The organism is Nonomuraea sp. 10N515B (genome assembly GCF_052245915.1).
Classification (GTDB): domain Bacteria; phylum Actinomycetota; class Actinomycetes; order Streptosporangiales; family Streptosporangiaceae; genus Nonomuraea.
In genome coordinates, this window is the sequence record NZ_JBQQBQ010000040.1 from 33,836 (window position 1) to 55,108 (window position 21,273).

Genomic DNA, 21,273 nt, shown 5'->3' on the forward strand with positions numbered 1-21,273 from the left:
GCCCCTTTAGCTATTTGGGGAGATAATGCACAACCACCCTTCGAAGGCGGCTTGGCGGAAGAGCACCTTCTGCAATGGCGCAGACGCCTGTGTCGAGATCGCCCCGCTCTCCGACGGCAACGTCGCGCTGCGTGACAGCAAGGAGCAGGACGGTCCCGTTCTCGTGTTCACTCCTGCGGAGTGGGCCGCGTTCACCTCCGGCGTTCGCGAGGGTGAATTCGACCTGGCGACACTGGCGGCGACGAGCGCCTAAAGAAAACGGCCCGGCGACGTTGAGGACACAACATCGCAGGGCCGCTCCCCGCACGGCCGTCAAGGGGCCATGGCCAACTCCTGCTCGCCTCGCGAGCGAGCGTAGAAGACGTAGCCATCATGGCACAGCATCCCCCCGGATGATCAAGCGCCATGGGATTTGATCTCGCGTGGCCCGTCGCCAATTCGAGATGCGATAAGCCGTCTTACCGGATCCGTTTCGAGAGCTGCCGGTGAAAAGCCCGGACGGCCGGAAGAATTCCGCTTGAACACGCGTGCGGCGCATCCTTTTCCGGGGTGCGCCGCTCTTCGGGGCGGTGACTTCGGGGGCCGAGGCGTGGCCGACGATGGCGATCCTGCAGGAGCAGTGGGCCGTTCGGGCCAAGATCAGCTTTGACAGTTCGGGCAGACGCCCCAGAACGTGACGTCGGCTTCGTCCACGATGTAGCCGGCCCTGTCGCAGGGCTCGAGGCAGGGGGCGATCCCCACCACACAGTCGACGTCGGTCACGGTCCCGCACTCCCGGCAGACGAGGTGGTGGTGGTTGTCGCCCACGCGTGCCTCGTAGCGTGCCGGGCTGCCCATGGGCTCGATCTTCCGTACGAGACCGGCCTCGTGCAGCGCGTGCAGTGAGTCGTAGACCGCCTGAAGTGAGACCTGCCCCAGTCGTTCACGCACGCAGTGATAGACGTCGTCCACGTCCGGGTGGTCGGCATCGCGAACGGTCTGCATGATCGCCAGCCGGGCCGCGGTGACCCGGAGCCCGGCCTGGCGGAGAAGGTCGTCGTCCCCCATGCCAACCACGCTATGTCCTTAACCTGAGTCATCCAAGTAAAGGAATTCTCCAACTTTAGGCATGTGACGGCACACGGCTGCGTACGAGGAAGATCGAGCCTGGCGCCGATGAGCGCGTACGTGAGCCCGCCGGCGGCGGCGAGCCCGAGTCCGAGGTAGGCGGGCGCGGCCACCCGCTGTTGTGGGCCAGGCGGGACGCGGCCGACTGGATGCGGCGACCAGGTCCGCAATGAGTAAATTGATGGGGTCTGCCCGGTAATCTGCCCTGCATGGCATGCTCGATCCCTGAAAGTCAGGATTCGAGCGGAAATGGCGGCAGATGAGACTCCCCCGTGCCCTCCCGTTGTTCGCCGTCGTCGTCTCGCTTGCCGCCTGCTCATCGGCGCCTGAGCAGGAGTTGCAGAGCAAGCAGGTCGACCAGCAGGCGGCCGCCACGCCGGAGGAGGAGCCGACGCCTGAGCGGCGGCCGTACACGATCTCCTTCGGTGGGGACGTGCACTTCGAAGGGATGTTGCGGCCCAGGTTGTCGAACCCGCGCACCGCGCTCGGGCCCATCGCCGGCGTGCTGCGCCAGGCCGACTTGGCGATGGTGAACCTGGAGACGGCCATCACCACCGGGGGGACACCCGCGCCCGGCAAGCAGTTCACCTTCCGGGCGCCCGCGACGGCGTTCACCGCGTTGAAGGCCGCGGGAGTGGACGTCGTGTCCATGGCGAACAACCACGGCATGGACTACATGGAGAGCGGGCTGGCTGACTCGCTGGCGGCGATCAAGCGCAGCAAGTATCCCGTGGTGGGGATCGGGAAGAACGCGGCGGAGGCCTACAAGCCGTTCAGGAAGACCGTGAACGGCAACCGAGTCGCGATCATCGGGGCCACGCAGGTGCTGGACGCCGAGTTCATCCAGTCGTGGACGGCCACGGCCGACCAGGGCGGGCTGGCCTCGGCCAAGGACGAGGTGAGCCTGCTGAGTGCGGTGCGGCAGGCGCGCAAGAACTCCGACACGGTGATCGTCCATCTGCACTGGGGCACCGAGATGCAGAAGTGCCCGAACCCGGCTCAGCTCTCGCTCGCCCCCAAGCTGGTCAAGGCCGGTGCGGACGTGATCGTCGGCGGGCACGCGCACATCCTGCTCGGGTCCGGATATCTCGGTAAGGCGTACGTCAACTACGGCATGGGCAACTTCGCCTTCTACAACTCCAACCCGGCGACCACCGGCAGGACCGGGGTGTTGACGTTGACGATCAACGGGCGAAAGGTGCTGAAAGACCGCTGGACGCCGGCCACCATCCAGAGCGGTGTCCCGGTCCCGATGACCGGCGCCGCCAGGACCCAGGCGGTGGCGGACTGGAAGGCGCTGCGTTCCTGCACCGGGCTGGCCGCACGGCCCGGGCTGGCCGCGCGGCCCTGACCGATCTATATTTGGACATCACGTCCAATAGGAGGTCGCGATGCGGTGGGTCGAGTCCGGTGACGTGCGGCTGGCGGTCTTCGAGGACGGCGACCCGGCCCGTCCCACGCTGCTGCTCCTGCACGGCTACCCGGACACGCATCGGGTCTGGGACGAGGTGGTCGCGCTGTTGCGCGACCGCTTCCACGTGGTGCGGTACGACGTACGCGGGGCCGGGGCGTCCACCGAGCCGCGCGACCGCCGCGACTACGGGTTCGACCGGCTGATGGACGATCTGTCCGCCGTGCTCGACGCCGTGGGGAAACCCCGCGTGCATCTCGTCGGGCACGACTGGGGGTCCCTGCAGGGATGGGAAGCGGTGGGACGGCCCAGGGTGCTGGAGCGGGTGGCCTCGTTCACCAGTGTCGGCGGGCCGGGGTTGCGGCAGGCGGCGCACTTCCTGCGGCACGGCAGGCGGCGCGAGGTCGCCGCGCAGTTGGTCAAGTCCTGGTACATCGGCGGGTTCCTGGTCCCCGTGGTGCCGGAGCTCGTGTGGGGCTCGATCCTGCCCCGGCTGATCGCGCGGGGCTTCGGCGAGGGGGTCGCGGCGCGGGCCGGGCATCCCGCCGAGACGCTGGTCAGGGACGGGCGCAACGGGCTGTGGCTCTACCGGCGGAACATGACCGGCACGCTCGCGGACCCCGATCTCAGCCCGGCCGTCGGAGACGTTCCCGTGCAGCTCATCGAGGCCGCCCACGACAGGTACGTGACCCCGGCGCTGCTGGCCTCGATCGGGCAGTGGGTGCCCAGGTTGTGGCATCGGGAGATCGCGGCCGGCCACTGGGCGCAGCGCAGTCACCCCGGCCTCGTCGCCGGGATGATCGCCGAGTTCGCCGCCCATGTGGACGGCGCCCCGGCGTCCAGGGAGTTGCGGCGGGCGCGGGCGGGCGCGCGCCGCGGGGCGTTCGGGGACCGGTTGGTGGTGGTCACCGGCGCGGGGTCGGGGATCGGGCTGGCCACGGCACGGGCGTTCGCCGCCCATGGGGGCGAGGTGGTCTGCGTGGACATCGACGCCGACGCCGCCGCACGGGCCGCGCGCGGGATCGTCAAGGACCTCGGGGGCACGGCGTGGGCCATGCAGGTAGATGTCGCGAATATCGATCAGATGGAGGACTTTTCGCGAAATATTCTCACTAAATTTGGGGTGCCGGACATTGTGGTCAACAATGCCGGGATCGCCGTGGCCGGGCCTATTCTCGATCACACCGTTGACGACTGGCGCAGAACGATTGACGTCAATCTCTGGGGCGTCGTGCATGGCTGTCGGCTGTTCGGCGCCGCCATGGTGGAGCGCGGCCAGGGCGGGCACATCGTCAACGTCGCCTCCTTGGCCGCGTTCGCGCCGTCCAGGATGTTGCCCGCGTACTCGGTCTCGAAGGCGGCCGTGAAGATGCTCAGCGACTGCCTGAGAGCCGAACTCTCCGGGCATGGGATCGGCGTCAGCGCCATCTGCCCCGGCTTCGTGTCCACGCCGCTGGCGCAGCATGCCACGTACGTGGGGCGGGACCTGCGCGAGGAGGCCGTACGCGGGCTGGCGCGGCGCCGGTACCCGCCCGAGCGGGTGGCCGCCCACATTCTGCGGGCCGTACACCGGAATCAGGCGGTCGTGCCGGTCAATCTGGAAGGCAAAATAGGCTACGTGCTGTCCAGGATTTCGCCGCGGATGATGCGTCGGCTTGCGCGGCTCGGTTGAGCCGCAAGAAATCCATAAATTTGCAGGTAACGATCGCCCGTAGGGGAGAAGATGAATCCGTGTCTTCGCCGCAGATGGATGACGATTGTGCCCAGCCCCAAACTCTGAGGCGGCAGCCCGCACAGCGCCGCAGCGCGCGGCGGGTCGAGCGCATGCTCGACGCCTGTGCCGAGCTGCTCGACGAGACCGGATACGAGGCCCTGTCCACCACCCGCATAGCCGAGCGGGCGGACGTGGCGATCGGATCGGTCTACCAGTTCTTTCCCGACAAGCGGGCCATCACCCAAGAGGTCACCCGGCGCAACGTCGAGGAGTTCGTCCGCAGGGTGGACCGCCGGTTCCTGGAGGAGGACCATCGCGGCTGGTGGGAGGCGGTCGACGCGATCATCGACGAATACGTCGACATGCACAGGACCGTCGCCGGCTTCAAGAGCCTGCACTTCGGTGACGCCGTCGACCTCAACATGCTCGACTCCGACTCCGACAACAACACGGTGATCGCGGGACGGCTGCGCGGGCTGTTCCTGAAGGAGTTCGGGCTGGCCGACAGCCCGGAGCTGGACCTGGCCGTGCTGGTGGCCGTCGAGGCCGGGGACGCCGTGCTGAAGCTGGCCTTCCGCCGCGATCCCGACGGCGCTCCCGAGATCATCGATGCCGCCAAGCAGTTGATCCGCGGCTTCCTGTCGCGTCAGCTCAATTCCTGGTCGCCACCGTCATAGGGCCTCGCCGCGGAAATGGCGTCCGCGACCTCCTTCAGCAGCCCGGGCAGCCAGTCCGGCACCTCACCGGACCAATGCGCGTGATGACGGAGCGCGGTCGCGGGAACCTCCTGGAACCGGGGCGTGGGAGGCGTGCGCACGCACGGCCCGGGGAACGCCACCGGGCGCGCGTCCCGGGCCTCACGGAGATCCAGCCTGGCCTCCAGGGCCCGCAGGTTACGTTCCGCGGCCTCGATGGCCTCCAGCCGGGCCGACAGGTAGCCGGCCACGCCCGGAATGAGAGCCGACAGTACGACCGTACAGGCCAGCGCGAAGGTCATCTGCTTGGACATGCCCATCACAGCCCCTTCCGCTCGCAAGGCGCAAAGCAACCGATATATGCCCTGCTACCTGCATATACACGCGCACTGTAAGCATGGTTTGACGAGACGTTACCGAATTTCACACGGACCGGCGATGTGCATTGACCGGGCAAAGCCGCGGGTGGCTCGGTAGTCTCGCGGTGTGGCGCATGTGACCCGTGAGCACCTTGATCGTCTGCTTGAGCAGGCCCTGCTGGCCGACGACCACAGTTCCCTGGCCAGTCGGCTTTACGACGTCGCGCTCGACTACTCCTCCGGCGACGTCTCCAGGGCGTCCATCCTTGTCCTTGCCGCCGAGGAGTGGCGAGCGGCGGGCCAGCCCGTGCGCGCGATGGAGTGTTTCCAGCGCGCGGTCGAGGATGGTGGCGATGCGGGTTTCGACCCGCGTGCCGGAATCGCCGACACGCTCTTCGAGCTCGACAGGGCCGATGAGGCAAGGGAGGTCATCGAGAGGATACGCGCCGAGGGCGGCGTTTCCACGGCAACCGCACACACGATCGCCGAGACGCTGGTGGCGTACGGGGATCTGCAGGGCGGGCTCGAGTGGGCCACCCAGGCCGCGCTGGGGTCCGACGAGAGCGATCCTGAGCATGTGGCGGCGTTGCGTACGCGCTACCGGATCAGGGTCGATCTGGGACTGCCCGAGGACGAACTGGACGCACTCGTCCACTGACGCCGCGGCCCGGCCGCCCGGCAGCCGGCGTGTGCGCGCACGCCTGTCCATGTCAGCATGCACCTCGAAGGGGCACTTGCGCCGTATGGGACTGGTGTGACGTCCCGCTCCAGCCCATCGGCGGCGCGCGCGTCGTGTCTACGAATCGGGCCCTCGTCGGCGTTGGGCACCCCATCGGCACGTTCGCCTTGCGCGGCGGTCCCGGTCGCGCGCGGCGCGCCCCGCCGGGGTGACAGGGCGTTGGGCTGGCACACGGGCCGTTGGGCTGGCACACGGGCCGTTGGGCTGGCACACGGGCCGTTGGGCTGGCACACAGGCCCCGGCACACAGCCCGTCGGGCTGGCAGGCGCCGGGAGACCAGTCCGCCTTTGGGCGCCCGCCCTCTCATGGGGATCTGCTGCGGGGCGCTCGGTGCGTTGAAGGTGAGTGCCGCCCACGAGGGCGAGTCCCCCGACCCGGGCCTGTGAGGCGCCCGAGGGGGCGGGCCGCCGTCTGGCCGGGGTGCAGGGGGGCCGAAGGGGCCGCGACGCTGGATGGACGCGGCCCCTTCGGCTAGGGGGCGCCGGGCGCGGCAGGCACGGTCCGCGCCCGGACGAGGGGGCTGGGAGGCCGCAGACTCACCTTGGGTTGATGCCCTCGGCCGGGCCGGCGAGGGGAAGGAGCGGCAGCGCGGGCATGTGAGCTGCCGTAGACAGGTCCTTCATCCCGGCCGGACGTGTCCTCACAGGAGAGAGTCCGGGCGAGCCGGCCGGCGAGGGCATGGCCCAGGTCGCCATGCTCCCGCCGAGGTCGCCCAGGCCGGGCGCCGGGTTCCCGGCCGCCGGACCGGCCAGGCCCTCACTACAGTTTCGGTCGGACGCCGTCATGGCGGGCCCTGTGTTCCCACACGTCTTCGCCTGCGTGGCTCCCACGACGGGCCAGGTGACACCCGCGACAATGGCTGCCGCCGCGACGATGTTTCGGATCATCCGGGATGGCACCGCACGCCCCCTGATCGATTTCGGTGATCTGACGAACGCCGAACGTAGTCACCGCGGAGGCGGCCCGAGTGGGGCTTGTCCGAAGACTGAGCCGAGCCTTACCAAGGTGCGGCCCCGATGACCGCGCCATGACACGCAGAAGCCCGGAGATCGCGGGTGGATCTCCGGGCTCCCTCAGGGGTCAGGCGGCTCGCTGGATGAGCAACTCGTCGTCGCCGAGATCGACGATGACCTTGTCGCCGTCCACGACCTCACCCGACAGCACGGACTTGGCCAGTTTGTCGCCGATGGCGGACTGGACCAGGCGGCGCAGCGGGCGGGCGCCGTACAGCGGGTCGTAGCCGGTCATGGCCAGCCACTCGCGCGCCGCCGGCGTGACGTCAAGCGTCAGCCTGCGGTCGGACAGGCGCCGCGCCAGGCGCTCGACCTGCAGGTCGACGATCTGCGCCAGCTCCTCCGTGCCCAGCGCGTCGAACAGGATGACGTCGTCGAGACGGTTGAGGAACTCCGGCTTGAAGGACGTGCGCACCGCCCCCATGACGGCGTCCCGCTTGGCGCCGTTCTCCAGTTTGGGGTCGATGAGGAACTGCGAGCCGATGTTGGAGGTGAGGATCAGGATCGTGTTGCGGAAGTCGACCGTGCGGCCCTGTCCGTCGGTCAGCCGCCCGTCGTCGAGCACCTGGAGGAGGATGTCGAAGACCTCGGGGTGGGCCTTCTCCACCTCATCGAGCAGCACGACGGTGTACGGGCGCCGCCGCACGGCCTCGGTCAGCTGACCGCCCTCCTCATAGCCGACGTAACCGGGCGGCGCGCCGACGAGCCTGGCCACGCTGTGCTTCTCGGAGTATTCGCTCATGTCGATGCGGGTCATGGCCCGCTCGTCGTCGAACAGGAACTCCGCCAGCGCCTTGGCCAGCTCCGTCTTGCCCACACCGGTCGGGCCGAGGAAGAGGAACGAGCCCGTCGGGCGGTCGGGGTCGGCGATGCCGGCCCGGCTGCGGCGTACGGCGTCGGAGACGGCCTGTACGGCCTGCTGCTGGCCGATGAGCCGCCTGCCCAGCTCATCCTCCATCCGCAGCAGCTTGGCCGTCTCAGCCTCCAGCAGGCGCCCCGCGGGGATGCCGGTCCACGACGAGATCACCTCGGCGATGTCGTCGGCGCCGACCTCCTCCTTGACCATGGCGTTGTCCGGCGGCGCGGCCTCGGAGGCGGCCTGCAGCGCCTGCTCCAGCCGCGGCACCTCGGCGTACATCAGCCGCGAGGCGGCCTCGAAGTCGCCGTCGCGCTGCGCCCGCTCGGCGGCGCCGCGGGCCTCGTCGAGCTGCTTCTTCAGCTCGCCGACCTTGTTGAGCCCGGCCTTCTCCTGCTCCCAGCGGCCGACGAGGGCGTTGAGCTCCTCCTGGCGGTCGGCCAGCTCCTTGCGGAGCCGCTCGAGGCGCTGCACCGAGGCCTCGTCGGTCTCCTTGGACAGGGCCAGCTCCTCCATCTTCATGCGGTCGACGTTGCGCTGGAGCTGGTCGATCTCCACGGGACGGGAGTCGATCTCCATGCGCAGCCGCGAGGCGGCCTCGTCGACCAGGTCGATGGCCTTGTCGGGGAGGAAACGGCTGGTGATGTAGCGGTCGGACAGCGCGGCGGCGGCCACCAGCGCGCTGTCGGCGATCTGCACCTGGTGGTGGGCCTCGTAGCGGCCCTTGAGCCCGCGCAGGATCGCGATCGTGTCCTCGACCGTGGGCTCGCCCACGTAGACCTGCTGGAAGCGGCGCTCCAGCGCAGGGTCCTTCTCGATGCGCTCGCGGTATTCGTCGAGCGTGGTCGCGCCGATCATGCGCAGCTCACCCCGGGCCAGCATGGGCTTGAGCATGTTGCCCGCGTCCATGGCGCCCTCGGCGGCGCCCGCGCCGACCACGGTGTGCAGCTCGTCGATGAACGTCACGATCTGCCCGTTGCTCTCCTTGATCTCGGAGAGCACGGCCTTGAGCCGCTCCTCGAACTCGCCGCGGTATTTCGCGCCGGCCACCATCGCGCCCAGGTCGAGCGAGATGAGCCGCTTGTTGCGCAGCGATTCGGGCACGTCGCCGGCCACGATGCGCTGCGCCAGGCCCTCGACGACGGCGGTCTTGCCGACGCCGGGCTCGCCGATCAGCACGGGGTTGTTCTTGGTGCGCCGGCTGAGCACCTGGACCACGCGGCGGATCTCGCTGTCGCGGCCGATGACCGGGTCGAGCTTGCCGGCGCGGGCGCGCTCGGTCAGGTCGACGCCGTACTTCTCCAGTGCCTGGTAGGTGTCTTCAGGGGTTTCGCTGGTGACGCGGGCGTGGCCGCGTACTTTCTCGAACGCGTCGAGCAGCGCCTGCGGCGTCGCGCCCTGCGACCTGAGCAGCTCGGCCGCCTGGCCGCCGTCGGCGGCGAGGCCCACGAGCAGGTGCTCGGTGGAGACGTAGAGGTCCTCGAGGCGGTTGGCGTGCTGGGCCGCGGTGTTCATCACGGTGAGCAGCTGGCGTGAGCTCGATGGCGCCCCGACCGTCGCGCCCTGCGCCTTCGGCAGCGCCGCGAGCAGCTCCTCGGCTCGCGCCCGCAGCGTGCGCCAGTCGGCGCCCACGGCCTCGAGCAGCGGAACGGCGGTGCCGCCCGTCTGCGACAGCAGCGTGGTCAGCAGGTGAGCCGGGGCGATCTCCGGGTTGCCCTCAGCGGCGGCACGCCGCATGGCCCCCGAGAGCGCTTCCTGGCTCTTCTGGGTGAGCTTGTATTCCATTCCTTCTAAGCCCCCGGTGGCAGCTCATAGCGGATCAACGCCCTGACCATCCGCATCTCGGCACGCAGGCGGTGAACCTCCTCACGAAGCCGCAGCGATTCGTTCTCGAGCTCGAGGATCCGCTTGATGCCCGCGAGGTTGATGCCCTCCTCCTGGGAGAGCCGCTGCACCTCGCGGAGCTGGATGATGTCTCTTGTGGAGTAGAGGCGGCCGCGCCCGGCGGTCCGGCCGGGGCTGACCAGCCCCAGCCGGTCGTACTGCCGCAGGGTCTGCGGGTGGAGCCCGGACAGCTGCGCGGCCACCGAGATCACGTAGACGGGTGTGTCGTCTGACAGGTCGAAGTAATTGGCGTCCATCGGCTACTCGCTTCTGGCTCGCTGAATGAGATCAGCGCGCGGGTCCTCTCCCGCGGTCGCGGTGTTGAACTCGGTCAGGAGCTCGCGCGACTTGTCGTCGAGCGTCTTCGGCACGGTCACCTCGACGGTGGCGAGCAGGTCGCCCTTCGTGCCGTCCTTGCGGGCCACGCCCCTGCCACGCACCCGGAACGTACGCCCGTTGGGCGTGCCCGTGGGGATGCGCAGCGTGACCGGCAGGCCCTTGAGGATCGGCACCTTGATCTCAGCGCCCAGCGCGGCCTCCGTGAACGTCACCGGCACCGTGACGGTCAGGTTGTCACCCGACCTGCCGAACACGGCGTGCGGCTTCACATTGGTCTGGATGTAGAGGTCGCCGGCCGGGCCGCCGTTCTCGCCCGGGGCGCCCTTGCCCTTGAGCTTGACCCGCTGGCCGTCGGCCACGCCGGCGGGGATGCGGGCCTGGATGGTGCGGGTGCTCTTGGCGCGGCCACTGCCCTCGCACACGGGGCAGGGGTCGTCCACGATCAGGCCGCGGCCCTTGCAGTCGCGGCAGGGCTCGGAGAAGGCGAAGTTGCCCAGGTTGCGGCTGGCCGCGCCGGTGCCCTCACAGGTGGGACAGACCCTGGGGGTCGTGCCCGCCTTGGCGCCGGTGCCGGTGCACGCGGCACACGCGGCCGAGCTGGTCAGCCTGAGCGACACCGTCGTGCCCTCGACCGCTTCGGTGAACGTCAGCGTGACCTCGGACTCGACGTCCTGGCCGCGGCGCGGCCTGGACGTCGTGGTGGTGCGGGTCGAGCCACCGCGGTTGAACAGCCCGCCGAACAGGTCGCCGAGCCGCTCACCCGCGCCGCCGTGGCCCTGCTGTGCGGTCCCGCCGAACAGGTCACCGAAGTCGAACGGGAAACCGCCACCGCCGGCCCGCTGGCCGCCCAGCCCGGAGCCGAACAGCGTGCGCGCCTCGTCGTATTCCTTGCGGCGCTTGCTGTCGGATAGGACGTCGTAAGCCTCCGAGACCTCCTTGAACTTGGCCTCTTTGGTCGCGTCGCCCTGGTTGCTGTCGGGGTGGTATTGCCTGGCGAGCTTGCGGTACGCCTTTTTGATCTCATCGGCGGTGGCGGTCTTGGGCACACCAAGGACGGCGTAGTAGTCCTTCTCCAAGTAGTCCTTGGTGCTCATCTAGGGCCCTTCGTCCTCGATCAGTTGTCTTCTTCGGATTGTGCGTCGCCATTGGGCGCCGCGGGCGCGTCTTCGGGCTCGGCCACGGCCACGCGCGCCGGGCGGAGCACCCTGTCACCCATGCGGTATCCAGGCTGCAGCACTTCGATCGCGGTCGGCTCGGTCACGTCCGGGGAGTAGCTGTGCATCAGCGCCTCGTGGACAGTCGGGTCGAAGGGCTCGCCCTTCTGTCCGAAGGAGGTGAGGCCCAGCTTGGTGAGGGCCGCCTCCAGCGACTCCGCCACCTTCGCGAAGCCCCCGGTGAGCTCACCGTGGTCGCGGGCCCTGCCGATGTCGTCGAGCACGGGCAGGAGCTCCACCAGCGCACCCGCGACCGCCTGCTCCCTGACCGCGGCCCGGTCGCGCTCGACCCGCCTGCGGTAGTTCACGTATTCGGCCTGAAGTCGCTGCAGGTCGGCGGTCCGCTCGGCGAGCTGGGCGGCCAGCTCGCCGTCGGGGGAGGCCGCAGCCGGCGCCTCGGCGAACGGCTGCCCGGTCGCCTGGTCGGCGGCGGCGGCGGTCTCCCTGACCTGTCCCGTCTCCGGGTCGATCTTGCGCTTGTCGCGGATCACTGGCTCCTCATGCCCGTTTTCACGCGCCGGCATCACTTGTCCTTCTTCGGCTCGTCGTCGACGATCTCGGCCTCGACCACGTCCTCGTCGGCCTTCTGGCCATCACCGGCGGAGGCGTCCTGCGGGGCGCCCTCGCCACCGGCCTGCTGGCCCTGGCTCGCGGCGTAGATCGCCGAACCCATCTTCTGGCTCACGGTGGCGAGCTTCTCGGCCGAGGTGCGGATGACGTCGGTGTCCGTGCCCTCCAGGGCCTTCTTCAGCTCGGCCAGGGCGTCGTTGACCTCGGTCTTGATGTCGCCGGGGACCTTGTCGTCGTTCTCGCGGAGGAACTTCTCCGTCTGGTAGGCCAGACCGTCCGCGTTGTTGCGGACCTCGGCCTCCTCGCGGCGCTTCTTGTCCTCCTCGGCGTACGACTCCGCCTCGCGCATCATGCGCTCGATGTCGTCCTTCGGCAGCGCGGAGCCGCCGGTGATCGTCATCGACTGCTCCTTGCCCGTGCCCAGGTCCTTGGCGCCGACGTTGACGATGCCGTTGGCGTCGATGTCGAAGGTGACCTCGATCTGCGGGATGCCGCGCGGCGCCGGCGCGATGCCGGTCAGCTCGAACGTGGCGAGCTTCTTGTTGTACGCGGCGATCTCGCGCTCGCCCTGGAAGACCTGGATCTGCACCGACGGCTGGTTGTCCTCGGCCGTGGTGAAGACCTCGGAGCGCTTCGTCGGGATCGTCGTGTTGCGCTCGATGATCTTGGTGAAGATCCCGCCCTTGGTCTCGATGCCCAGCGACAGCGGGGTCACGTCGAGCAGCAGGACGTCCTTGACCTCACCCTTGAGCACACCGGCCTGCAGGGCGGCGCCGATGGCGACGACCTCGTCCGGGTTGACGCCCTTGTTGGGCTCCTTGCCGCCGGTCAGCTCCTTGACCAGCTCGGTCACGGCGGGCATGCGGGTCGAGCCGCCGACGAGCACCACGTGCGCGATGTCGGCGACCTTGATGCCGGCGTCCTTGATGACCTGGTGGAACGGGCCCTTGGTCCGCTCGAGCAGGTCGGCCGTCAGCCGCTGGAACTCGCTGCGCGTGAGCTTTTCGTCCAGGTGCAGCGGGCCCTCGGACGACGCCGTGATGTAGGGCAGGTTGATGTTGGTCTCGGACTGGCTGGACAGCTCGATCTTCGCCTTCTCGGCGGCCTCGCGCAGGCGCTGGAGCGCCATCTTGTCCTTGGCCAGGTCGACGCCGTGCGCGTTCTGGAAACGCTTGACGAGCTCGTCCACGACGCGCTGGTCCCAGTCGTCACCACCGAGGTGGTTGTCACCGGAGGTGGCCTTGACCTCGACGAAGCCGTGGCCGTCCTCCTGGCCGACGTCGAGCAGCGACACGTCGAAGGTGCCGCCACCGAGGTCGAAGACCAGGATGGTCTGGTCCTGCTCCTTGTCGAGCCCGTAGGCGAGGGCCGCCGCGGTGGGCTCGTTGATGATGCGGAGCACGTTGAGGCCCGCGACCGTGCCGGCCTCCTTGGTGGCCTGGCGCTGGGCGTCGTTGAAGTAGGCCGGGACGGTGACCACCGCGTCGGTGATCTTCTCACCGAGGTAGGCCTCCGCGTCCTGCTTCAGCTTCTGCAGCACGAAGGCGCTGATCTGCTGCGGGGAGAACTTCTTGCCGTCGATCTCCTTGGACCAGTTGGTGCCCATCTCCCGCTTGACCGAGCGGATCGTCCGGTCCACATTGGTGACGGCCTGCCGCTTGGCGACCTCACCGACCAGGACCTCGCCGTTCTTCGCGAAGGCGACCACGGACGGCGTGGTCCGCGAGCCCTGCGCGTTGGCGATGACGGTGGGCTCACCGCCCTCGAGGATCGAGACGACGGAGTTGGTCGTCCCAAGGTCGATACCTACCGCACGTGCCATGAGTACGTCCTTGTAGTCAAAGTTGAGTCGGTCGGACTCAAGTTACGGATGCCTGTCGTCTTTGTCAAACGACTTGAGCCTACTCGACTCAACCCTTATGAGCGTCGCTGTATTCCAGATTCTGCACGACAAAGCGGACCCCCGGCGGTGGGTGTGCGCCGGGGGTCCGCATTGATGACGGCTCTCAGCCTCAGGGCGCCGTCGAGGCCTGCCGGCGGAGAGGGGCACGGGTCGTCCGCGATCAGTCGTCACCGGGGTTGTACGTATGTGGACATGTCACATTTTGGAGCCGTCCACGATCTTGCGCTTGCCGAGCGCCTTCTTCAGCGTCACGGTCGTGGTCTTCTCCACCGCGATCATGATGCAGGACACGTTCCTGGCCTTGGGCGCGGTGCCCTCGTACAGGGTGATCGTGACCCTCTTCTTCGTCTCCTTGACCTTGACCTTGTGCAGCACGGTGCACGGCGCGACGCCGGACGACCAGATGAGCTGGATCTTCTTGCCCTTGGCGACCGGCGTGGCCTTGGTCCAGCGGACCTTGTGGACGTTGATGGCGTTGCCCGTCGGCTTGACCGGCTCCGGTCCCTTCGTGGGGGCGGTGGTGACCGGGCTCACGGCGACCGGGGCGTCGGGCGTGGAGGACGCGGCCTGATTAGGGGGCGGCGCCGTGGCACAACTCGTCGCGAGCACCAGGGACCCGGCCAGAAGAGTCGCTTTCGTCATTGTGCGCATACTCATACGACGGACAAGGCTCGTTCCCGGTTCAGCGTCATACCGGAGTTAGTGTGGTTCCCGTGCTCCGTCAGGCTCTGCTCGCCGTCTCCAAGAGCGAACGCGCCGAGCGCGTCATCTCCACCTCCCCGCTGACCAGGGACGTCGTCAGGCGCTATGTCGCCGACGACGTCGGCCCCGTGATCGACGAGCTGACCCGCAGTGGGCTGCTCGTCACGGTCGATCACCTCGGCGAGGAGGTGACGGATCCCGCGCAGGCCGGCGACACCGTGCGCGAATACCTGTCGCTGCTCGACCTGCTGCCCGCGGGCGCCGACGTGTCGGTCAAGCTCACCGCGCTCGGGCTGCGGCTGTCAGAGCAGCTCGCGCTCGACCACGCCGCCGCCATCTGCCGGGCCGCCGCGGCCAGGAAGGTCACGGTGACGCTCGACGCCGAGGAGCACGACACGATCCCGGGACTGCACTCCGTGCACACCGCGCTGCGCAGGGACCATCCGGACGTGGGCGTGGTGGTGCAGGCCTACCTGCCGGAGGCGCTGGAACGCTGCGAGAAGCTGGGCGGCGCCCGGGTGCGCCTGTGCAAGGGCGCCTACACCGCTCCCGGCGCCTACACCCGGCCCGCCGACATCGACCGCTCGTTCGTCCGCTGCCTGAAGATCCTCATGGCCGGCACCGGCTACCCCATGGTCGCCACGCACGACCCCAGGCTGGTGCGCATCGCCTCCACGCTGGCGGTGCTCTCCGGGCGCGACGCGACGGGCTTCGAATACCAGATGTTGTACGGGGTCCGCCCCGACGAGCAGGCCCGTCTGGCCGGCCTCGGCGCCCAGATGCGCGTCTACGTCCCGTACGGCTCCGACTGGTACGCCTACCTCATGCGCCGCCTCGCCGAGCGCCCCCGCAACCTGACCTTCTTTCTCAGGTCGCTGCTCTCCCGCGGATAGGCCACGGCCGCAACCGAACACCGGAGGGGTGTTAGTAGGCTGCCAGCGTGATTGCGATTCTGGGCACGGGCAAGATGGGCGAGGCCCTGCTGTCTGGCCTGCTGCGCGCGGGCTTCAAGCCGGGCGACATCATGGCGACCTCCCGCCGGGCCGAGCGGGCGCAGGCGCTGCGCGAGACCTATGGCGTGCGCACCGTCTCCAACTCCGAGGCTGCCAAGGCGGCCGACACGCTGATCCTGGCGGTCAAGCCGCAGGACATGGCCACGCTCCTGGCCGAGATAGCGCCCTACGTCCCTGCGGACCGCCTGGTGATCAGCGCGGCGGCCGGCATCACGACGTCCTTCGTCGAGCAGCGGCTGGGCGTCGACGTGCCCGTGGTGCGGGTGATGTCCAACACGCCCATCAGGTTCGACGAGGCGATGAGTGTGATCTCGGCGGGCGCGCACGCGGGGGAGGAGCACCTGAAGCTGACGGAAAACCTGCTCAAGCCCGTCGGCAAGGTGCTGCGCATCCCGGAGTCCCAGCAGGACGCCGCCACGGCGCTGTCCGGCAGCGGCCCCGCCTACTTCTTCTACCTGGTGGAGGCCATGGTGGACGCGGGCATCCTGCTCGGCATGCCGCGGGCCGCCGCGCTCGACATGGTCACCCAGTCCATCGTCGGCGCGGCCGTGATGTTGCGCGACTCGGGCGAGCACCCGGTCATCCTGCGCGAGGCCGTCACCTCGCCGGGCGGCACGACGATCGCCGCGATCGCCGAGCTGGAGCGGCACAGCGTGCGTGCGGCCTTCCTGGCCGCCATCGAGGCCGCCCGCGACCGCGGCCGCCAGCTCGGCTCCGGCTGAAAGGGCTGAGAGCCTGAGAGCTCGCTGAGAGCCGGTCGGCGGCCCGGCGGCACCGGCTCATACGATGTCTCGGGTGACGTTACGTCGCGGCGTCGCGCCGCTGCTCGTCCTCTTAACACTGACCGGCTGCACGTCCGAGGAGCCGTCGAACGTCCAGGTCGGGGACGTCCGGCGGGCCCCGGTCACCGAGGTCGTCGAGGCTCCCGCCACGGTGGGCGCGCGGGCCTCGGCCACGCTGCGCTCTCCGGCCCAGGGCACGATCGCCAAGCTCTACGTCCGCGAGGGCGACCGCGTCCGCAAGGGCGACATCCTGGCCAAGATCCGCTCGCCTCAGGCCCAGAGCCAGCTCGAACAGGCCCGCCAGGCCTCCAAGATGGCCGCCCCGGCAGGCGTCGCCATGCCGAGCGTGCGCCTGCCGTCGCTCGACACCAGGGCGTTCGACCGCAAGGTCGCCGCGCACTTCGCCAAGGCCCGCAAGGAGGCGAAGAAGGTCGAGGACGCCAGGGCGCGCAAGCAACTGCTCCAGGCCATCGACCTGGCCCAGGACCAGCACAAGGCGCAGACCAAGGCCCTGGCCACGATCACCGTCCAGCTCAACCGCTCGATCAACGGCATCCTGTCCGGCGTGACCAGCGGCCTGTCGAGCTCCATGGCCTCGCTCCAGGCGGCCTCGACGTCCCAGGCCAAGGCCGCGGTCAAGGCGGCGGAGAGCACGGTCAAGTCGCTCACGATCAAGGCGCCGTTCGGCGGGATCGTCACGCTGGGCCGAGTGTCGGGCGGCGGTGGAGGGGGCGGCGTCGAGAGCCTGCTCAGCCAGATCCCCGGCGGAGGCGGGCAGCAGCTGCCGTCCATGCCCTCGGGGGGCTCCTCGGGCGGAACGCCGGTGGCGACGGGGGTGCCCGTTTCGGCGGGCGACACGATCGCCACCGTCACCGACGTCTCCACGCTCCTGCTGGACGCCGATGTCGACGAGACCGACGTGTTGCTGGTCAAGAAGGGCGTGAAGGCCGCGGTCGAGCTGGACGCCGTTCCCGGGGCCACGTACACCGCCGTGGTCACCGGCATCGGGGTCACCCCTAAGGAGGGCACCACGGGCGGCGTCAGCTATCCGGTACGGCTCACGCTCGGCGCCGGCACGTTCGACGACGGCTCGCAGGCGCCCACCCCCAAACCGGGGATGAGCGCCGTCACCCGGCTGACCGTGCGCGAGTCGCCGTCCGCGGTCTCGGCCCCGGCCTCCGCCATCGTCTCCAGCGGGCGTGAGAGCGTGGTCTGGGTCATCAGGAACGGTGTCGCCGAGCGGCGCGTCGTCAAGCTCGGCGCGCAGGGCGACGCGGTGGTCGAGGTGCTGAGCGGGCTGACCGTGGGCGACCGGATCGTGGTCAGAGGGGCGGACTCCGTACGGCAAGGGCAGCGCCTGCCATGACGCCGGCCATGGAGGCGGTGGACCTCACCCGGCGATACCAGCTCGACGGCGTGGCCGTGGAGGCGCTCCGCGGTGTCTCGCTGACGATCGGGCAGGGCGAGTTCGCCGCGATCCTGGGCCCGTCGGGATCCGGCAAGTCCACGCTCATGCACCTGCTCGGTTGTCTGGACCGGCCCACCTCGGGGACGCTCAGGATCAACGGGGTGGAGATGTCGGGTTTGTCGGACACTGCCCTGGCGGACCTGCGGAACAAGACGATCGGCTTCGTCTTCCAGTCCTTCCACCTGCTGGGCCGGACCACCGCGCTGGACAACGTGGCCCTGCCGCTGGTCTATCGGGGCGTCGGCAGGTCCGAGCGGCGGGCCAGGGCCAAGGCGGCGCTGGAGTCCGTCGGGCTCGGGCACCGCATGGGGCATCGGCCGTCCCAGATGTCCGGAGGCGAGCAGCAACGCGTCGCCATCGCCAGGGCGCTGGTCGGGGAGCCCAAGGTGCTGCTGGCCGACGAGCCCACCGGCAACCTCGACACCGCCAACGGCGCGGAGGTGATGGGCATACTCGACCGGCTCAACAGCGACCGGGGCGTGGCCGTGGTGCTGGTCACGCACGAGCCGGAGGTCGCCGCCCACGCCCGGCGGCAGATCCACGTACGGGATGGGCTGATCGAGAAGGACACCGCGTGAGGACGGGTGAAGCGCTGGCGATGGCGCTGGAGGCGCTGCGGGTCAACCGGCTGCGTAGCGTGCTGACCATGCTCGGCGTCGTCATCGGCGTGCTCGCCGTGGTGATCCTCGTGGCCATCGGCACCGGCGCCAAGGACGAGATCGAGAAGCAGATCTCGGGCCTCGGCACCAACATCATCCTGGTGGTCCCCGGGCGCATCAGCCTGGGCGCGGCGCCGACGCAGAGCAAGCTCAACCTGGCCGACGTGGCGTACGTGCGGCGCGTGGTCGGCGACCCGTCGAAGGTGACCGTCTCGCTGCAGTCGGGCGAGACCGTGCGCGTCGGCCGGACGGAGGCGTTCGTCACGGTGGTCGGCACCGACCAGAATCTCGTCAACATCTTCGATCGGCCGGTCGAGAAGGGCCGCCCGCTGAGCGAGACCGACGTCGACACCCGCCGCAGGGTGGCCGTCCTCGGCTCGGAGGTGGCCGACCGCATGTTCGGCGACCTCGACCCGATCGGCCGGCAGGTGACGATCTCCGGGGCCAGGTTCCGGGTGGTGGGGGTGTACGCCGAGGTCGGGCAGACGTTCGGGCTCTCCCGCGACCAGGAGATCCACATCCCGGTGACCACGGCGCAGCGGTTGTTCGGGCTCGAGCGGATCAACGGGATGGCCGTCGGCGCCTCCGGGCCGGACGAGATCGACGCGCTGTCGGACAAGGTGACGGCCGCGCTGCGGTCCCGTTATCCGGGCGAGCAGTTTTCCGCAGTCACGCAGACCGCGTTGCTCGGCACGATCGGCAGCGTGCTCGGCATGCTCACCGGCGTGCTGGCCGCCATCGCGGGCATCTCGCTGCTGGTCGGCGGGGTCGGCGTGTCGAACATCATGCTCGTCAGCGTGCGCGAGCGCACCCGCGAGATCGGGCTGCGCAAGGCGCTGGGGGCCAGGCAGCGCGACATCCTGGCCCAGTTTCTTATCGAGGCGGTGCTGCTGACCACGATCGGTGGGCTCATCGGGATCCTGCTCGGGGTCGGCGGCTCGCTGGCCATCGCCGCGTTCACGGAGGTGCCGGCGTCGATCACATGGTGGTCGATCGCACTGGCCTTCGGCGTGTCGGCGGCAGTCGGCGTGTTCTTCGGCGTGGCGCCGGCGCGGAGGGCGGGCAGGCTGGACCCGGTCATCGCCCTTCGCGCCGAGTGAGCCGGCTGCTGCACCTGGTCAGCGGGCGAGAGCCGTCGCGTCGGGGTGGCCTACGCGTCGCGGCGCTGCATCAGCATGGCGCCCGCGATCATGGCGACGACGACCCAGACCATGTACACGCCGAACCCACTCCACGGGCCCAGCGAGCCCTGGCCCTGATCGGTCACGATCAGCATGCCGGCGTTGGTCGTGAAGTATTCGGCCACGGTCTTGCCCCACTGCCCGGGCAGCTGATTCGCCACCGTGGGCAGCACCAGCATCAGCGCGATGGCCGACACGAGCGCACCCGGCGTGTGCCTGATGAGCGTGCCGAGGCCGAGTCCGAACACGCCGCACGCGGTGAGGTAGAGGGTGGCCCCAAGCACGGCCTGCGCCACGTCGCCCATCCCGACCGTCGGCGGCTGAATGATGGCCAGTCCGATGGCGATCGCGGAGGCCGACGCCACCGCGGAGACGATCAGCGACGTCGCGGTGAAGACCACGATCTTGCCGGTCAGCAGCATCATGCGCCTGGGCACGGCCATCAGCGAGGTGCGGATGCCGCCCGTGCGGTATTCGCTAGAGATCACCAGCACGCCCAGCGTGGCCATGGACAGCTGCGCGAACATGATGCCGAGCAGGCTCATGATGATCGCGTCCTCCCCGGAGGGCGGCCCGCCGGAGTTGTTCTTGGAAGCCGCGGTGACGAGCGCGGACAGGCCCGCCATCAGCACGACAGTGACGGCCAGCGTCCACACCGTCGAGCGTACGGAGCGGATCTTGGTCCATTCGGACCTGAGAATGTCGATCATGACGTGAACTCCAGGCTGTCCTTGGTGAGCTCCATGTAGGCCGCTTCGAGTGAGGGCTGCACAGACGTCAGCTCCTCCAGCGGGATGCCGGCCCGCGTCGTGAGCGTGCCGATCTCGAGCGTGGTCATCGCGGTCACCCGCAGGTGGTCGGGATGCAGCTCACCCACCTTGATCAGCTCGGCCACCTCGGCGAGCCGAGGCGAGCGCACCCGTACGTAGCCCTGCGAGCTGCGCCCGATGAACTCCTCCACGCTCGTGTCGGCGATGAGCGCGCCCTTACCGATCACGATCAGGTGGTCGGCGGTCTGCGCCATCTCGCTCATGAGGTGGCTGGAGACGAACACCGTCCGCCCCTCTGCCGCCAGCTTGCGCATGAACGTGCGGATCCACAGGATGCCGTCCGGGTCGAGCCCGTTGACGGGCTCGTCGAAGAGCAGGATCTCCGGGTCGCCGAGCAGCGCCGCGGCGATGCCCAGCCGCTGCGACATGCCCAGCGAGAACCCGCCGACCCGCCGCTTGGCCACCTCCGCCAGTCCCACCGTCTCCAGCACCTCGCTCACCCGGCTCGCCGGGATGCCGTTGCTCTGCGCGATGGCCAGCAGGTGGTTGCGGGCGCTGCGCCCGCCGTGCACCGCCTTGGCGTCCAGCAGGGCCCCCACTTTGTGTAACGGGTGCCGCAGCTCGTGGTAAGGCCGCCCGTCCACGAGCACGGAGCCGCCGGAAGGCCGGTCGAGGCCCAGGATCATCCGCATGGTCGTGGACTTGCCTGCCCCGTTGGGCCCGAGGAAGCCGGTCACCTGACCGGGCTCGACGTCGAACGACAGGTCCGCCACCGCGACGGTGCCGCCGTAGCGCTTGCTCAGGTTCGTTGCTCGAATCGCGGTCATGATCCCAGGGTGCCGTCGCGGGCGGCCGGTTTCGTCCTGCCTGGGGACCGTTCTCGGCGGGGGTCTC

19 protein-coding genes and 1 pseudogene are annotated in these 21,273 nt (G+C 69.4%); 10 read left to right on the plus strand and 10 right to left on the minus strand.

Annotated elements, in window-relative coordinates; genetic code table 11:
• The first annotated feature begins 25 nt into the window (after positions 1-25).
• Entirely contained in the window at positions 26-253 is a 228-nt protein-coding gene (locus tag ACTWQA_RS40395; RefSeq protein WP_327586353.1) for a DUF397 domain-containing protein, read from the plus strand.
• Between the two features lie 386 nt (positions 254-639).
• Here ACTWQA_RS40395 and ACTWQA_RS40400 read toward each other — a convergent pair whose 3' ends face one another.
• Positions 640-1,047: a Fur family transcriptional regulator gene (locus ACTWQA_RS40400; RefSeq protein WP_327586352.1), complete on the minus strand. Its 408-nt coding sequence runs from the start codon at positions 1,045-1,047 to the stop codon at positions 640-642.
• A 319-nt stretch (positions 1,048-1,366) separates the two neighbouring features.
• On the opposite strand from ACTWQA_RS40400, the gene ACTWQA_RS40405 reads away from it, so the two are divergent.
• The 3 genes from ACTWQA_RS40405 to ACTWQA_RS40415 all read left to right on the plus strand — a co-directional run bounded on the left by ACTWQA_RS40405 (position 1,367) and on the right by ACTWQA_RS40415 (position 4,909).
• Positions 1,367-2,458 carry a CapA family protein gene (locus ACTWQA_RS40405; RefSeq protein ID WP_443164191.1) on the plus strand — a complete coding sequence of 364 codons (1,092 nt, stop codon included), beginning with the start codon at positions 1,367-1,369 and terminating at the stop codon, positions 2,456-2,458.
• Positions 2,459-2,498: 40 nt separating this feature from the next.
• Positions 2,499-4,190, plus strand: a complete 1,692-nt coding sequence (locus ACTWQA_RS40410; RefSeq protein ID WP_443164192.1) for an SDR family oxidoreductase — start codon at positions 2,499-2,501, stop codon at positions 4,188-4,190.
• A gap of 74 nt (positions 4,191-4,264) precedes the next feature.
• Complete coding sequence (locus ACTWQA_RS40415) at positions 4,265-4,909, plus strand: TetR family transcriptional regulator (RefSeq protein WP_443164193.1); 645 nt, start codon at positions 4,265-4,267, stop codon at positions 4,907-4,909.
• Here ACTWQA_RS40415 and ACTWQA_RS40420 read toward each other — a convergent pair.
• A complete protein-coding gene (locus ACTWQA_RS40420; protein WP_443164194.1) occupies positions 4,879-5,241 on the minus strand; it encodes a hypothetical protein in 363 nt (120 codons plus the stop codon). The genes ACTWQA_RS40415 and ACTWQA_RS40420 overlap by 31 nt on opposite strands.
• A 172-nt stretch (positions 5,242-5,413) precedes the next feature.
• On the opposite strand from ACTWQA_RS40420, the gene ACTWQA_RS40425 reads away from it, so the two are divergent.
• Positions 5,414-5,944 carry a hypothetical protein gene (locus ACTWQA_RS40425; protein ID WP_305914374.1) on the plus strand — a complete coding sequence of 177 codons (531 nt, stop codon included), beginning with the start codon at positions 5,414-5,416 and terminating at the stop codon, positions 5,942-5,944.
• A gap of 1,161 nt (positions 5,945-7,105) precedes the next feature.
• On the opposite strand, the gene clpB is transcribed toward ACTWQA_RS40425, so the two are convergent.
• The 6 genes and pseudogenes from clpB to ACTWQA_RS40455 all read right to left on the minus strand — a co-directional run bounded on the left by clpB (position 7,106) and on the right by ACTWQA_RS40455 (position 14,446).
• Positions 7,106-9,679 (minus strand): ATP-dependent chaperone ClpB, encoded by a 2,574-nt coding sequence (gene clpB, locus ACTWQA_RS40430; protein WP_443164195.1) that lies wholly within the window; start codon positions 9,677-9,679, stop codon positions 7,106-7,108.
• A gap of 32 nt (positions 9,680-9,711) precedes the next feature.
• A pseudogene (locus tag ACTWQA_RS40435) lies at positions 9,712-10,035 on the minus strand (heat shock protein transcriptional repressor HspR); the annotation flags it as partial.
• A gap of 3 nt (positions 10,036-10,038) precedes the next feature.
• Positions 10,039-11,211 (minus strand): molecular chaperone DnaJ, encoded by a 1,173-nt coding sequence (dnaJ, locus tag ACTWQA_RS40440; protein WP_443164196.1) that lies wholly within the window; start codon positions 11,209-11,211, stop codon positions 10,039-10,041.
• Between the two features lie 20 nt (positions 11,212-11,231).
• Positions 11,232-11,855, minus strand: a complete 624-nt coding sequence (grpE, locus tag ACTWQA_RS40445) for a nucleotide exchange factor GrpE (protein WP_443164197.1) — start codon at positions 11,853-11,855, stop codon at positions 11,232-11,234.
• On the minus strand, positions 11,855-13,723 hold the full coding sequence (gene dnaK, locus ACTWQA_RS40450; RefSeq protein ID WP_305914379.1) for a molecular chaperone DnaK: 1,869 nt from the start codon (positions 13,721-13,723) through the stop codon (positions 11,855-11,857). The genes grpE and dnaK overlap by 1 nt, the downstream gene beginning before the upstream one ends.
• A 276-nt stretch (positions 13,724-13,999) precedes the next feature.
• Positions 14,000-14,446 (minus strand): hypothetical protein, encoded by a 447-nt coding sequence (locus ACTWQA_RS40455; protein WP_443164198.1) that lies wholly within the window; start codon positions 14,444-14,446, stop codon positions 14,000-14,002.
• 71 nt (positions 14,447-14,517) lie between these two features.
• Here ACTWQA_RS40455 and ACTWQA_RS40460 point away from each other — a divergent pair, with 71 nt between their 5' ends.
• The 5 genes from ACTWQA_RS40460 to ACTWQA_RS40480 all read left to right on the plus strand — a co-directional run bounded on the left by ACTWQA_RS40460 (position 14,518) and on the right by ACTWQA_RS40480 (position 19,528).
• The gene (locus ACTWQA_RS40460; RefSeq protein ID WP_443164199.1) at positions 14,518-15,399 is read left to right on the plus strand and encodes a proline dehydrogenase family protein; all 882 of its coding nucleotides are present in this window, start codon (positions 14,518-14,520) and stop codon (positions 15,397-15,399) included.
• A 47-nt stretch (positions 15,400-15,446) separates the two neighbouring features.
• Positions 15,447-16,241: a pyrroline-5-carboxylate reductase gene (gene proC / locus ACTWQA_RS40465; RefSeq protein ID WP_305914382.1), complete on the plus strand. Its 795-nt coding sequence runs from the start codon at positions 15,447-15,449 to the stop codon at positions 16,239-16,241.
• Between the two features lie 73 nt (positions 16,242-16,314).
• Entirely contained in the window at positions 16,315-17,667 is a 1,353-nt protein-coding gene (locus tag ACTWQA_RS40470) for an efflux RND transporter periplasmic adaptor subunit (RefSeq protein ID WP_443164200.1), read from the plus strand.
• Entirely contained in the window at positions 17,664-18,347 is a 684-nt protein-coding gene (locus tag ACTWQA_RS40475) for an ABC transporter ATP-binding protein (RefSeq protein ID WP_443164201.1), read from the plus strand. Before ACTWQA_RS40470 ends, ACTWQA_RS40475 begins: the two co-directional genes overlap by 4 nt.
• Positions 18,344-19,528 carry an ABC transporter permease gene (locus ACTWQA_RS40480; RefSeq protein WP_443164202.1) on the plus strand — a complete coding sequence of 395 codons (1,185 nt, stop codon included), beginning with the start codon at positions 18,344-18,346 and terminating at the stop codon, positions 19,526-19,528. The genes ACTWQA_RS40475 and ACTWQA_RS40480 overlap by 4 nt, the downstream gene beginning before the upstream one ends.
• Before the next feature lie 50 nt (positions 19,529-19,578).
• Here ACTWQA_RS40480 and ACTWQA_RS40485 read toward each other — a convergent pair whose 3' ends face one another.
• Together ACTWQA_RS40485 and ACTWQA_RS40490 are read right to left on the minus strand one after the other, a co-directional pair.
• On the minus strand, positions 19,579-20,319 hold the full coding sequence (locus ACTWQA_RS40485) for an ABC transporter permease subunit (protein ID WP_443164203.1): 741 nt from the start codon (positions 20,317-20,319) through the stop codon (positions 19,579-19,581).
• Positions 20,316-21,206, minus strand: a complete 891-nt coding sequence (locus ACTWQA_RS40490) for an ABC transporter ATP-binding protein (RefSeq protein WP_443164204.1) — start codon at positions 21,204-21,206, stop codon at positions 20,316-20,318. The genes ACTWQA_RS40485 and ACTWQA_RS40490 overlap by 4 nt, the downstream gene beginning before the upstream one ends.
• Positions 21,207-21,273: the final 67 nt, after the last annotated feature.

Bases quoted from the DNA above. Each gene is read 5' to 3' on its own strand.
- ACTWQA_RS40395 (WP_327586353.1), top strand. From the start codon at position 26: ATGCACAACCACCCTTCGAAGGCGGCTTGGCGGAAGAGCACCTTCTGC.
- ACTWQA_RS40400 (WP_327586352.1), bottom strand. From the start codon at position 1,047: ATGGGGGACGACGACCTTCTCCGCCAGGCCGGGCTCCGGGTCACCGCG.
- ACTWQA_RS40405 (WP_443164191.1), top strand. From the start codon at position 1,367: ATGAGACTCCCCCGTGCCCTCCCGTTGTTCGCCGTCGTCGTCTCGCTT.
- ACTWQA_RS40410 (WP_443164192.1), top strand. From the start codon at position 2,499: ATGCGGTGGGTCGAGTCCGGTGACGTGCGGCTGGCGGTCTTCGAGGAC.
- ACTWQA_RS40415 (WP_443164193.1), top strand. From the start codon at position 4,265: ATGGATGACGATTGTGCCCAGCCCCAAACTCTGAGGCGGCAGCCCGCA.
- ACTWQA_RS40420 (WP_443164194.1), bottom strand. From the start codon at position 5,241: ATGTCCAAGCAGATGACCTTCGCGCTGGCCTGTACGGTCGTACTGTCG.
- clpB (WP_443164195.1), bottom strand. From the start codon at position 9,679: ATGGAATACAAGCTCACCCAGAAGAGCCAGGAAGCGCTCTCGGGGGCC.
- dnaJ (WP_443164196.1), bottom strand. From the start codon at position 11,211: ATGAGCACCAAGGACTACTTGGAGAAGGACTACTACGCCGTCCTTGGT.
- grpE (WP_443164197.1), bottom strand. From the start codon at position 11,855: ATGCCGGCGCGTGAAAACGGGCATGAGGAGCCAGTGATCCGCGACAAG.
- dnaK (WP_305914379.1), bottom strand. From the start codon at position 13,723: ATGGCACGTGCGGTAGGTATCGACCTTGGGACGACCAACTCCGTCGTC.
- ACTWQA_RS40455 (WP_443164198.1), bottom strand. From the start codon at position 14,446: ATGACGAAAGCGACTCTTCTGGCCGGGTCCCTGGTGCTCGCGACGAGT.
- ACTWQA_RS40475 (WP_443164201.1), top strand. From the start codon at position 17,664: ATGACGCCGGCCATGGAGGCGGTGGACCTCACCCGGCGATACCAGCTC.
- ACTWQA_RS40485 (WP_443164203.1), bottom strand. From the start codon at position 20,319: ATGATCGACATTCTCAGGTCCGAATGGACCAAGATCCGCTCCGTACGC.
- ACTWQA_RS40490 (WP_443164204.1), bottom strand. From the start codon at position 21,206: ATGACCGCGATTCGAGCAACGAACCTGAGCAAGCGCTACGGCGGCACC.